Source organism: Gemmatimonadota bacterium (genome assembly GCA_009692115.1).
Taxonomy (GTDB): Bacteria; Gemmatimonadota; Gemmatimonadetes; order Gemmatimonadales; family GWC2-71-9; genus SHZU01.
In genome coordinates this window covers 180,739-193,644 of the sequence record SHZU01000004.1, presented here as the reverse complement: position 1 = coordinate 193,644, position 12,906 = coordinate 180,739, and the positions used below count along the sequence as shown (strand labels likewise).

Sequence of the window (12,906 nt, the reverse complement as noted above, 5' to 3'; positions counted from 1 at the left end):
TCCCAAGTTGGCACGTGTCCTCGGTCTTTCCGACGTCATCGGGGTCACCGCCGGTACCATCATGGGCTCGGCCATCTTCCTGGCCGCCGCCTACGTCCCGCGGGCGGTCCCCCATCCGAGCCTCGTGCTGGTGGTCTGGGTTGTCGGCGGCCTGATTTGTGTTGCCGGCGCGCTGACCTATGCCGAACTCGGCACGATGTATCCCGAGGCCGGGGGGCAGTACCAATATCTCAAGCAGGCGTTCGGGCCGCTCCCAAGTTTTCTGTTCGGCTGGATTTCCCTCTTGGCCATTCAGTCGGGCGGGGCCGCCTACATTGGGGTGGCATTCGGAGAATACCTGGGCGTCTTCATTCCCTTCTTCTCGTCCAAACACGTGCTGGCCTCGGTCCCGGTCGGACCCTGGCTCTGGGAACCGAACACCGCCCAACTGGCGGGAGTGGCGGCGATCCTGGTCTTATCGGCCATCAACTACTTCGGCGCCAAGGAAGGCGCCCGGACCCAGACGATCATCACTGGGATCAAGGTGGCAGCCTTGGCCGGCTTCATTATTGTCGGCCTGGTCGTTCCCGCCAAGGTCTCGCCCGACTGGACCGGGCCGCTCCCGTCCGGGAATCTGCTCCCGAGCCTCGTGCTGGCCATGGTGTGGGTGTTCGGGAGTTTCGATGGCTGGTATCAGGCCACGTTCTCAGCCGGCGAGATTCGGCGCCCCGAACGCAATTTGCCGCTGGGGATGGTCGGTGGAACGTTAGGCATGATCACGCTCTACGCCCTGGTCAACTGGGTCTACCTGCAGGCCCTCCCGATCCAGGCCATCGGTGCCTCCGCCCGAATCGGCGAGGACGCCGCCTCGGCGCTCCTCGGTACCGGCGCCGGGCGGTTGTTGGCCGCCACGGTCTTGGTCTCGTGCTTCGGGTGCATCGCTTCGACGCTGTTGGGGGCTTCCAGGATCGCGCTGCCGATGGCCCAAGACGGCGTGTTCTTCCGCCAATTGGCCACGATCCACCCGCGTTACCTCACGCCCACGGTCAGCATCGTGATGCTCGCCGTCTGGTCCAGCATCCTGGCGCTGTCCGGCAGCTACCAGCAACTGTTCACCTACGCCACCCTCTCGGCGCTGATGTTCCACATCGCGACCGGGGCCGCGGTCTTCTGGCTCCGGCGGACCCAGCCTAACCTCCCGCGCCCCTATCGAACCTGGGGGTACCCCTGGGTCCCCGCCATCTTCGTCCTGGCCACGCTCTGCGTCGTCCTCGTGACCCTGGCCCAGCAGCCGAAGGAGTCCCTCCTGGGGGTCGGACTCGTTATCCTCGGGGTGCCCGCGTTCGTCTGGATGCGGCGGTCCCAACGATCGGATTCATGAAAACCTCGTTCGCTAGCCTCGGTCTGACACCCGCCCTCGTCCAGGCCCTGACCACGCTCGGCTATGAAGAACCCACCCCAATCCAACGGGAAGCGATTCCGCCCCTGCTGGCCGGGCGGGATGTCCTGGGCCAAGCGGCGACCGGAACCGGCAAGACTGCCGCATTCGCACTCCCCTTGCTGCAGCGGTTGCCGGCCGGTGCGCCCAAACCGGGCCATCCCTCGGTGCTGGTACTGGTGCCAACCCGCGAGCTCGCGATGCAGGTGGCCGAGGCGTTTCATCGCTACGGGCGGGCCATCCATGCCACGACGGTGCCGATCTATGGCGGCCAGGAGTTCGATCAGCAGATCCGCGTCCTCCGCCGAGGCGTCCACGTCGTGGTGGCCACCCCGGGCCGGGCCCTCGATCACCTGCGACGCGGCACGCTCCACTTGAGCGGCTTGACCGCCATCGTGCTCGACGAGGGCGACGAGATGCTCGATATGGGCTTCGCGGAGGAAATCGAGGGCATTCTCGACGCGGCACCCAAGGAACGCCAAACCGCGCTCTTTTCCGCGACGATGCCTCCACGGATCGCGAAAATCGCCGAACGCCACCTCAAGGATCCGCTTCGGGTTCTCCTAGCCCGTGAAGTCGCGGCACCCGGGTCGATGCCGAAGGTGAGACAGACGGCCTACATCCTGGCCCGCGCCCACAAGGTGGCCGCCCTCGGCCGGGTGCTCGATCTCGAATCGCCCACGCTGGCCCTGGTGTTCTGCCGGACCCGGACCGAAGTCGAGAGCCTGACCGAAAGCCTGGCAGGCCGCGGGTACCGGGCCGAGCAGCTCCATGGCGGCATGACTCAGGCCCAGCGCGACCGGGTCATGAAACGGACTCGGAGCGGCGCGGTCGATCTTTTGATCGCCACCGACGTCGCGGCCCGCGGACTCGACATCGACCAACTGTCCCACGTCGTCAATTTCAACGTGCCCGAATCACCGGCCGCCTACGTCCACCGAATCGGTCGCACCGGCCGGGCCGGGCGTGAGGGTGTCGCGATCACGCTCGCCGAACCACGAGAGCACCGGATGCTCCGGAGCATCGAGCAGCTGACGCGCCAGAAGATCGACGTGGCCCAGCTGCCCACGGTGCTTGATGTGCGGGCCAAGAAGCTCGAAATCACCCGGGCGTCGATCCGGGAGGCGCTGGTGGCCGGGAAGCTCGATGGCTATCGGGTCGTCGTCGAGCAGTTAGCCGGCGAGTACGATGTGATGGACATCGCGGCCGCGGCAGTGCATTTGGCCCATCTGGCGGGGGCCGGGGACGACACCGAGATACCTGAGGCTCGGCACTCGGCACTCGGCACTCGGCACTCGGCTGGGGACAAGACCAGCGGGGAGCCGAGGCGGCAGAAATCAGCCGGGATGGCTCGGATCTACGTGGGGGCGGGGCGGAAGGACAACATGCGGCCGGCGGATCTGGTCGGGGCCATTGTCAATGAGGCCAAGATCGAGGCAAAGCGGATCGGGGCCATCGAGATTACCGACAAATTCTCGTTGGTGGAACTCGCCGAAGAGCTGATCGACCCGGTGGTGGCGGCGCTCCGGGCCACCAAGGTCAAGGGCAAGCGCCTGACCGTGCGGCGGGATCAGGCCACCCGCCGATCGAACTGACGCCGACCCCATGGACCTGGCGTTAGGCCAGATCGCCGTCGTGATCTGCACCCGGGACCGGGCCGCCGGACTGGACCGGACGCTGGCGCACTGGGCCAAACTCTTCGACGACCCCGGCCTCGGCATGATCGTGGTCGACGATGGCTCGACCGATCATACCCCAAAGATCATGGCGCGGGCCGCCGAGGGTTTCCGGGGCCGGTTTCAGGCGGCCCGAACCGCCGGGGTTGGACTTGGCGCCGCCAGGAATGTCGGCTGGCGGATGGCAACCGGGAACATTGTCTTGTTCACCGACGACGACTGCTATCCCGCCGAAGACCTGCCGACGGCCGTTCGCGCCTGCTTCGCCGACTCAGGCATTTCGTTCATCGGCGGGCAACTCCTGCCCGCCACACCGGCCCACGCGGGCGTGGCCGCCGTCACTCGATCGTACCGGGTCGAAGTCGGCGCGCCAGGGTTCGTCCCCGCGGGCCTGATTCCGGGCGCCAACATGGCGATTCGCCGGGTGGCGCTCGATCAGATTGGCGGATTCGACCCGGAGTTCGGGGCGGGGACGGCCTTCCCGGCCGAAGATGTCGAGGTCATTGCGCGGCTGGCGGCGGCGGGCTTTCGCGGAGCGTACGATCCCCGGCCCAAAGTGGTGCACGATCACGATCGGCTGACCGAGCCGGCCCAGCGACGGCTCCGGTATCAGTACAGCCGAGGCCGGGGCGCGTACTACGCCAAATGCCTGCTCGACCCGCGGCTTCGGCGGGCCTATCTCAGGGCCTGGGTTCGATCGGCCATCCGTTCTATTCCTCACACCGTCGCCGAGTTGGGCGGGGCCTTCCGATATTGGTTTCGGCGGCGGTCTCCGAGCTGAGCAGAGGTCGAGCCCGGCCATTGCCGGTGCAAACCGTTCCATGCCCCGGTCTTCGCAATCGAGCATGAGCGGGTGCCCGAGGTTCGTGGCCACCCAATCCAACTCCCACCGATTGAATTTGTAGTGGTTGAACCGGAGCAATTCGGGCTCCAAAAGCCGATCCCCCGTCCGGCCGCTTGCCGCGGGCGAGTGGGTTGAGTCGAACCGTCCGGACCATCGGGTCCGGAGGGTGTCGTTTCTGATCCAGGCCTTGGGGCCGAACGAGGGCGCCACCCAGTCTGAACACTTGGCGATATTCAGGACCCTTGGAACGGGTTGCCCGTTGTCGTCGAAGCGCGAGGCAAAGCACCGCTGCGGCATTCGTACATATGTGACCTTCCTCCGGGCAAGCTCGTCGAGGACTTCGGGCATACCCGGGTACCGGACCGGCACGACGAATTCATCGAGATCGGTGAACGACGTCCACTCACTTTCCCGCCGAAACTGGCGCCCGTAATCCAGGAACGCCGCCGCCTGCCCGTAGGTAATCCGCCCCTCGGCATCGCGCGGTTGCCACGAAATCCTGGTGACGAGGCCGCCCCGTTCGAATGGCAACACCAACCGATCGACTTCCCGGGCAACGGCCGCGTCATCCAGGTGGGCCAGCAGGCGATAGACCTCCTCGCCCCGTTTGTTGCGAGCCGTGATCTCGAGGCTGTTGCCGTTGTCGAGGTACCGGCTGCCGCGGCTGTCGTAGAGGAAGACGTGCCCGAACCCGATGGCGAGGTGGTATCGTCGAGAAAGAACAGATCTTCACGGGGCAGAAAGACCGTCATCAGGGCCAATCGCCTTTGGGCAGCCGCCATCGTCAGTCCCCGCTGGCCACAGCCGTCTCACGGAACTGGAGGTCGTAGAGCCGCCGGTACAGACCGCCGGCCCCGAAGAGTTCCTCGTGGGTTCCGACCTCCACGACCCGACCCTGATCCATGACCACGATCCGGTCGGCATCCCGCACCGTGGCCAGGCGGTGCGCCACGACCAGAACGGTGCGATCCCGCATCAGCCGGTCGACCGCGTCTTGAACCAAGCGCTCCGACGCCGAATCGAGCGCGCTCGTCGCTTCGTCGAGAATCAGAATCGGCGGGTCGCGAAGCAGGGCCCTGGCGATGGCGATCCGCTGCCGCTGTCCGCCCGATAATCGGGTCCCTCGCTCGCCTAACACCGTGGCGTAGCCCTCGGGCAAACCCCTGATGAACTCAGCCGCGTTCGCGGCCGTCGCCGCGGCCTCGATGTCCGGTTGGCTCGCGCCCGGACGCCCATAGGCGATATTGGCCGCGACCGTGTCGTTGAGGAGCACCGTGTCCTGGCTGACGACGCCGGTCAGCGCCCGGAGCGACGTTCGGGTCAGCCTCGTCAGGGGCGTACCGTCCATCCGGATTTCGCCGCCCACCGGGTCACGGAGCCGGGGCACCAGATCGAGTAGAGTGGTTTTGCCCGCGCCCGAGGGGCCGACGATCGCCACGGTCCAGCCCTTCGGCACGGCAAACGACACCTCGGTCAGCACCGGATCGTCGTCCCCATACTGGAAGGTCACCCGGTCGAACACCAACTCATGCTCGAAACAGGCCGGCTGCTCCCCCGGCCTATCGACATCGGTGGCGGGGAGATCGAGCACCCGGAACACCCGCTCGGCCCCCGCCACCGCCCCGGCGATAGCGCCGGGAACCTGGGCCAGACTCTTGATCGTCGACATGACCTTGAGGGCCGTCGCGAGAAAGGTGACAGTCACCGCCGCCCCGAGGGGCTGCCCCACGATGGCCGGCGTGGCCGCGGCAACCACGACCAAGATCAGCAGTAACCCGCCGAAGATTTCGCTCACCATCGACGGGAGCGCCAAATACCGCTGGGCCCGGATCACCTGTTTGCGGTACCGGTCGGTATGCCCGCCAAAGACCGCGGCTTCAGTGGCCTCTTGCCCATACACGCGGATCAGCCGGAGCGCCCCAAGACGCTCGGTGGCCGAAGCGGTCAATTCGCCGCGCTGCTCCGCCCACCCCCGGCTATGCCGGCGCACCGGCACCAGCAGGAGCCGGATGAAGAGCACCAGAATCGGCGTGGTCACCAGCATGACCAGGGTCAGCCGTCCCGACATCAGCGAGAGGAAATAGAGCGACAGGCCCGCCGCCGCGAGGTTCTGTGGCGCGCCGGCCAGCAGGTTCGGCACGATCGCCTTGGCCGCGTCGGTGTCCGAAATCAGGGTCGAGACAACCTCACCGCCCCGGGTTCGCTGGAAGAAACCGAGGTCGAGTTTGAGCAGGTGATGATAGAGACGGTTCCGGAGATCCCGAACGATGCCCTCTTCCACCTTGGCGCTTTGCTGCTTGGCGAACAGACTGAGGCCATTCTTGACGATGAGGCCGAGCACCAGGATCCCGATGATCCGGATCGCCGCCGTGGTCGGATCGCCACCGACCACCGGCGCCAGCACCCGCTCCAGCGTGGCCTCGAGCTGAGTCGTGGATGGCGTCAACGTGGCGGCAGGACCGAAGAGCAACTTGAGCAAGGGGATCAACAGGACCACCGTCAACCCGTCGAGGCCGGCCGCCAACACGCCGGTCGAGGTGGAGAGGGCAAACCGGCCCCAATACGGCGCCATGAAGGCGATCAGCCGGCGTTCGGTACCCCGCCCCGCAGGTGGCATGCGGGGAGAACCTACTCGGATCGGACCCCAAATCCCAACAACCGCGGGCCCGATCCTCTCCTCCCGGCTCGGCGATTCACTTACATTCGCACCGTGCCGAAGCCGACTGTTTCCCTAATCATCGCGACGTACAATTGGCCGGAAGCGCTGGCCGTGGTGCTCGCCAGCGTTCGCCGGCAATCATCGTCGCCGGCCGAAGTGATCGTCGCCGATGACGGCTCGGGGCCGGAAACGAAGGCCGTCGTCACCCAAGCATCGACTGCGTTTCCCGTCCCCGTCCACCACGTCTGGCAAGAGAATCAAGGCTTTCGGTTAGCCAGGATTCGGAATCGCGCCATGGCGAAGGCCTCCGCCGACTACCTGATCCACGTGGACGGTGATTGCGTCCTCCACCATCACTTTGTCAGAGATTTTCTGGCGGCCGCCCGGCCCAATGCCTTTGCCCGCGGATCTCGCACCTTTCTTTCAGCCGAGCAAGCGGCCGAGGTTCTCGCGGGCGGCCGGTTGCCCGGGTGGTGGGACTCCCGCCTAACTCGGCCGGCCGCGGCCTTTCGGCAACCACTCCTGCTCCGAGCGCTTTTCGATTGGCGAACCCGAGGGGTCCAGGGCCACAATCTGGCGTTATGGCGTGCCGACGCGATTCGTGTCAACGGCTTCGATGAACGATTCGAGGGCTGGGGGGGCGAAGACAACGATCTGGCCCAGCGGTTAATCAACGCCGGCGTCGTCAAACGCCGGCTCCGGTTCGGCGGTCTGGTGTTCCACCTCGACCATCCCCTGTCGCCCCGGCCCCCAAGTGGCCGCAACGATCAGATCTTCGACGCCAACCGTCAGGCCGGCCGGGTTCGGATCGACGCCGGGATCGACCAGCCTGGCTAGGCCGAGCCCCGCCAAGGCACGGTTCCTGCCTTGGAAGACTCTGACATGACGACCACCCTCGAACCGACCGCCCCGGCGACCACCCGCCCACCGATTATCGCCACGTTCTTCGCGGTGCTCAAACGCGCCACCGAGCTCAACGCTTCCGACGTCCATGCCTCAGCGGGAGGTCCGTTTAGGCTCCGGATCCGTGGTCAAATGGCCTCGGTGGCGGGGATGCCGAACCTCAAGCCCGAACATACGGCCGAAATCGCGGCAGAAATCCTCACGGCCGCGAAAAAGCCACCCCGGCCACCCTGGCCGCCACCCTCGCGGGCCTTCGGGATATCGACTGTTCGTACTCTCAGCCCGGATTGGGACGGTTCCGGGTCAACCTGTGTAGCCAGCGGGGACCGATCGCCCTGGTGCTTCGAGCCATTCCAGTCACGGTTCCTGACTTCGAGCAACTCGGCCTCCCGGCCGTGGTCCGCGACATTGCGATGGAAGACCGGGGACTGATGCTGGTTATCGGGGTGACCGGGAGCGGCAAATCATCGACCCTCGCGGCGATGGTATCGTTCCTCAATCAGTAGCGCTCCGCGAAGATCGTCACGATCGAAGACCCGATCGAGTTCCTCCCCAAAGACCACAAGTCGGTGGTCATTCAACGCGAGCTCGGCGGGGACACCGAGAGTTTCTCGAGCGCCCTCTGCGCGGCCCTCCGCCAAGACCCCGACATCATCATGCTCGGCGAAATGCGCGATCAGGAGACCATCGATATCGCAATGAAAGCGGCCGAAACCGGCCACTTGGTGTTCAGCACGGCCCACACGACCGACGCCATCAAGACCATTTCGCGGCTCGTGAGTGTGTTCGAGCCGGCCGAACAGCAGTCAATTCGTTACCGGCTGAGCGAAACCCTCCGGGCCGTGGTGTCCCAGCGGCTGCTGCCCCACAAGGACGGCAAAGGTCGGGTGGCCGCCGTCGAAATCATGCACCACACCGGCGCGGTCCAGGAGTACATCGCGGACGCCGATCGGACCAACGAAATCAAAGACCTGATCGCCAGCGGCCGAACCCAATACGGCATGCAGACCTTCGACCAACACCTGATGGAACTCTACCGGAACGGAACCATCTCCGAGGCCGTGGCACTCTCCGCCGCCACCAGCCCCGCCGACTTTGCCCGGGACCTCGAGTTCCAGTAGGCCTACGGCACTTGCGACCGGTGCTGGTCGAACCAGCCCTGCATCGTCGTCAGCTTCGCCATCCCGTGGCTGGGCCGTCCCCAAATGCCGTGCGATTCACCCGGAACCCGAACCAACACCGTCTCGACCCCGAGCAGCTTGAGGGCCTTGTAGTACTGCTCCGACTCCGACATCGGGGTCCGATAGTCCTCTTCCCCCGTCATGATCAGGGTCGGCGTCTTCACGTTCTTGACCACTGACAGCAATGAGCGCGACTCATAATTCTGAAGATTGTCCCACGGCAGACCCGGAAACCAATTGTCGACGGCCAGCGGCGACATATCGGCCGTCAAGGCAAACGAGTACCAGTTGATCACCGGATAGAACGCCAACGCCGCCCGGAACCGGTTGGTCCGCCCGATCATCCAGGCCGTCAGCACCCCGCCACCGCTCCCGCCGGTTACGAACAGGTTCTTGTCGTCGACGTATCCCTTGGCAATCACCGCGTCGACCCCGGAGTCGAGATCGAAGAAATCATCGCCCGGATAGGCATGGTGAATCAGGTTACCGAACTCTTCGCCATAGCTCGTGCTGCCCCGTGGGTTGGTGTACAACACCACGTAGCCGCCGGCCGCCATCAGCTGCTTTTCAACGTCGAATCGGTCGCCGTAGTTCGCGAACGGACCGCCGTGAATCTCCAGGATCATCGGGTACTTCTTGGCCGGATCGAAATCCGGGGGCTTGATGATCCACCCCTGAATCGGCCGGCCATCCTTGGACGACTTCCACCAGAGCTCCTCAACCTGCCCAAGCCGCCGGTCGGCCATGACATCGGCATTGACCGACGTGATCGTCCGCACCGGCTGAGTCGGCCTGACGACGGCAATGTCGCCCGGCACCGACGGAGTACTGGTGGTAAACGCCACGCTACCGTCCCTGGCCACTGAGTACGAGCCACCGCCGTACGCGCTGCCACCGGTCCCAAGATTGTTGGCCACCACTCGGTAGCTCCCGTCGAGCAGCATGACGGCCACCTTGCTGTTGCCCTTTTCGTCGTAGCCCACGACGAGACTCTTGCCGTCTGCCGACCAAACCGCCGCCCCAACGCTCTGATCGAGTTTGGTCGAGAGGACCCGTTTCCCACTGCCGTCCCGATTCATCAAATGGAGCAAAGTGTTCTGGTAGCCGACTTTTCGGTCGTCGAATCCGAGATACGCCACCAACTTCCCGTCGGGCGAGACCACCGCCGAGCCATCCGGCCCCATCCGGTCGGTCAACTGCCGAAGCCGCCCGTCGGCCACGGTGACCTCATAGAGATCAGTCTCCAACAAATGCCGCTCGGCGTCGGCCCGGCGACTCGCCTGGAATACGATCGCCTGACCGTCCGGAGCCCATGACGCCGTGCCACCTCCGAAGCCACTCGTCCCATGATGAAAATCGCCGCTGGTCAACTGGCGGGCGGTGCCACCTTCGGACGGCACCACGAACAGGTGCGAGAACCCGGGCGGCACCTCGCCGACGCCGTCGAACCGGAACACCAGCCGGTTGGTGTACTTGGCTGGCGGGGCCCATTGCGCTCCGGGCGGCGGAGGCGGCTGCTGGCCCACCACCAGGGCCGGGCTCGGCACCAACTTGAAGAACGAAATCATCGCCCCATCCGGTGACCAGGCAATCCCGGACGGCGGCTCCTGCACCTTGGTGATCGGAGAGGTTTGTCCGTTGTCCATCCAGCGGACGTAAATCTGCGGAGAACCCTCGCGACTCGAGATGTAGGCCAGCCGCTTCCCGTCCGGCGACCACACCGGCTCGCCCTCGGTGTACTTGCCCGCCGTCAGCGGCCGATGATCGGACCCGTCACTCCGGGCAATCCAGAGATTCGAGTACCGCCGGTCGGTCATGACATCGAAATACTGGCGGACATACACGACCCACTGGCCGTCCGGGGAAATCTCCGGACTCGTCGCGTACTCGAGGTTGAAGATGTCCATCGGGCCGAGTTGGGCCTTCTGGGCCTCGGCCGAGGTCGCCAGAACGAAAAATAGAACTGCCGCTGCAATCCGTCTCATGCCTTCTCCTTGGAAAACGCTACCCGCCGAACCCGTCCGGATCCCACGGTCACTCCGGTCACTTTTCCTGCTTTGTCACGAACCGCTCGGATCACCAGTTGGAGGCCGCCGGAACTGGCGGTATACGTATCTCGAAACACCGCGGTCAACGGAGCGGCAGAGAACTTTCGCCGCTCGAGCGACAGGGTATCGCCGGCGAGCCGAATCTGCCAGGTGACCCCGATCTCATCGCTGGTATAGCGGCCGGCTAGGGCCGCTCGGTCCGCCGCGCTCGGAACCCAGGCATCGACGCGAGCATAGCGCGACGGCTCCCCGTTCCCGGTCCGGGCCACCACGCCGTTCGGCACCACCTGGAGCCGCCCCGGCCCGTTGCCGATCGAATAGGAATCCTCAGTCAGTCGTCGGAGCCTGGTACTGACCGGCCCGGTTTTCCAACCCAAGCGAGTGCCCTCGATTTCAACCGTGGCAATGCCCTCGGTCTGTTCGCTCCAGTAGAGCCCGGTCGCCTCGACCAACGCCCCCCCGGCTGCCGAATCACCCGGGATCCGGACCGGTTGCAACTCGCTCGCGAAGAACCGATCGGCCGTTTGCTCGCCCAACAGCACTGGGTTGGCTTCATTCTGGTTACACAACACCGACACCCCGCCCTTGAAGCGCGGGAAGTGGAGTAAATGCGTCCGGTAGCCCGGATCGCCTCCGGAATGGGAAATCGTCGGCACCCCCCGGTAGCTGCCATGCTGAATCCCGAGGGCGTATTTGAGCGAATCACCCGAGGTCAGGACCGCCGGGGTGAGCAAAGTCCGGAGGGATTCCGGTCCGCCTAACAGGCCTTCGTCGAGATGCCGGTGCCACTGCACCAAGTCGATCACCGTGGTGAACAGACTGGTCGCCCCGACCGTGGAGTAGTTCGGGACGGTTTCCTTCCAGGCCCCCTGATATCCGTACCCCCGGGTTCGGCCTAGGACCACCATGCCGTTGTCATCGTGGAAATGGGTCTGACTCATCTGGAGCGGCCGGAACATCTGCTCCTCGGCGTATTCCCGAAGGGTCTTACCGGTGACCCGTTTGACGATGATAGCGGCCAACGAGAATCCAGAATTACTGTAGAGCCAATCGGTCCCCGGTGCGAAGTTCAGCGAGCGCTGCCGGACCACGATCTCGAGCACGTCTTGCTCGGTAATCAGGTCATCACCGAGCCGCCAACCGGCCGTCATCAACAGACTCCACTGGTCGCGGATCCCGCCGGTGTGGGTCAGGAGGTGACGGATGGTCACCACTTGGCTGTATGACGGAAGCTCGGGGAGATACTTCCGGATGTCGTCATCCAGCGAGACGGCGCCGCTCTTGGCCAGCAGCACCAAGCTCATCCCGGTGAACTGCTTCGAGACCGACGCCACATGAAACACCGAGTGCGGCGTGATCGCGAGGTTTTGAGCCAGGTCGGACATTCCAAAACCGCGGGCGGCCAGCACCTTCCCATCGCGACTCACGGCCACGGCGCAGCCGGGTCCATCGGTCCGATCGTACGCCGAAAAAACCGAATCCAGCGCCTCCGGGCGCTGGGCCTCCATAACGGGCACGGCCACCAACGCCAGCAGCGATCCAAGCACCACAACCTTCATTGAGAATCACCATGCTCGACGGGATGCGCAATTGTATCCCGAAACTCCGGCGGAGGCTAGCGGCGGCGAGACAATGCCATGAAGACCCGGGCCAGAATCATGTCGACCCCAACCTGATTGTAGCCGCCCTCCGGCAGGATGACATCGGCGTAGCGCTTCGAAGGCTCCACAAACTCGAGGTGCATCGGGCGGACCGAACCGAGATACTGCCGGATTATCCCATCCATTGATCGGCCCCGCTCCGACACATCGCGCTCAAGCCGCCGGATGAACCGAATGTCATCAGCCACGTCTACGAAGATCTTGATGTCGAACAAGGCCCGTAGCCGGGCATCGGCCAACAACATGATCCCGTCGACGATCACCACGTCCTTCGGGTCGATCCGAACCCGGGCGGCGGCGCTGAGTCCGGGAGCCAATCGAGGTTCGAGCCCTCGTCTGACCACTTCGGTAGGGCCATCGCCACCGGAGTCGTAATCGGATTGATCGCCACCAACTGAGCAGTGGTCTGCGTGGGCCACGTGCCTTGGCCGGAGAGATTGACCGCGAACTGGACGTCGTCGGCAACCGTTCTCCCGCCGGGCTGAAACAGCGCGCTGGCCGAGGGAACGTGAGGGAT

At 65.0% G+C, this 12,906-nt stretch carries 9 protein-coding genes and 1 pseudogene; 5 read left to right on the top strand and 5 right to left on the bottom strand.

From position 1 onward, the window contains the following. The first annotated feature begins 7 nt into the window (after positions 1-7). Genes EXR94_06725 through EXR94_06715 form a run of 3 tightly spaced genes read left to right on the top strand, consistent with a single transcriptional unit; the run spans position 8 to position 3,874 of the window. The gene (locus EXR94_06725) at positions 8-1,360 is read left to right on the top strand and encodes an amino acid permease (protein ID MSR02418.1); all 1,353 of its coding nucleotides are present in this window, start codon (positions 8-10) and stop codon (positions 1,358-1,360) included. Further along, positions 1,357-3,012, top strand: coding sequence for a DEAD/DEAH box helicase (locus tag EXR94_06720; GenBank protein MSR02417.1), 1,656 nt, complete (start codon positions 1,357-1,359; stop codon positions 3,010-3,012). Before EXR94_06725 ends, EXR94_06720 begins: the two co-directional genes overlap by 4 nt. Positions 3,013-3,022: 10 nt before the next feature. Continuing rightward, a complete protein-coding gene (locus tag EXR94_06715; protein MSR02416.1) occupies positions 3,023-3,874 on the top strand; it encodes a glycosyltransferase in 852 nt (283 codons plus the stop codon). Positions 3,875-4,216: 342 nt separating this feature from the next. Here the strand turns inward: EXR94_06715 and EXR94_06710 are convergent. Continuing rightward, positions 4,217-4,633 (bottom strand): annotated as a pseudogene (locus EXR94_06710) (hypothetical protein). An 88-nt stretch (positions 4,634-4,721) separates the two neighbouring features. Further along, positions 4,722-6,554: an ABC transporter ATP-binding protein gene (locus EXR94_06705; GenBank protein ID MSR02415.1), complete on the bottom strand. Its 1,833-nt coding sequence runs from the start codon at positions 6,552-6,554 to the stop codon at positions 4,722-4,724. Between EXR94_06705 and EXR94_06700 the strand changes: the two genes are divergently transcribed. Both EXR94_06700 and EXR94_06695 read left to right on the top strand, forming a co-directional pair. After that, positions 6,228-7,433 carry a glycosyltransferase gene (locus EXR94_06700; GenBank protein ID MSR02414.1) on the top strand — a complete coding sequence of 402 codons (1,206 nt, stop codon included), beginning with the start codon at positions 6,228-6,230 and terminating at the stop codon, positions 7,431-7,433. The two genes, EXR94_06705 and EXR94_06700, sit on opposite strands and share 327 nt — an antisense overlap. Positions 7,434-8,017: 584 nt before the next feature. After that, positions 8,018-8,620 carry a hypothetical protein gene (locus EXR94_06695; GenBank protein MSR02413.1) on the top strand — a complete coding sequence of 201 codons (603 nt, stop codon included), beginning with the start codon at positions 8,018-8,020 and terminating at the stop codon, positions 8,618-8,620. Positions 8,621-8,622: 2 nt separating this feature from the next. On the opposite strand, the gene EXR94_06690 is transcribed toward EXR94_06695, so the two are convergent. From EXR94_06690 to EXR94_06680, 3 genes are read right to left on the bottom strand one after another with little or no spacing between them, the layout of a single operon-like run. After that, positions 8,623-10,665 (bottom strand): S9 family peptidase, encoded by a 2,043-nt coding sequence (locus EXR94_06690; protein ID MSR02412.1) that lies wholly within the window; start codon positions 10,663-10,665, stop codon positions 8,623-8,625. Beyond that, entirely contained in the window at positions 10,662-12,287 is a 1,626-nt protein-coding gene (locus tag EXR94_06685) for a class A beta-lactamase-related serine hydrolase (GenBank protein MSR02411.1), read from the bottom strand. The genes EXR94_06690 and EXR94_06685 overlap by 4 nt, the downstream gene beginning before the upstream one ends. Positions 12,288-12,343: 56 nt before the next feature. Continuing rightward, positions 12,344-12,634: a hypothetical protein gene (locus EXR94_06680; protein MSR02410.1), complete on the bottom strand. Its 291-nt coding sequence runs from the start codon at positions 12,632-12,634 to the stop codon at positions 12,344-12,346. Between the last annotated feature and the right edge of the window lie 272 nt (positions 12,635-12,906).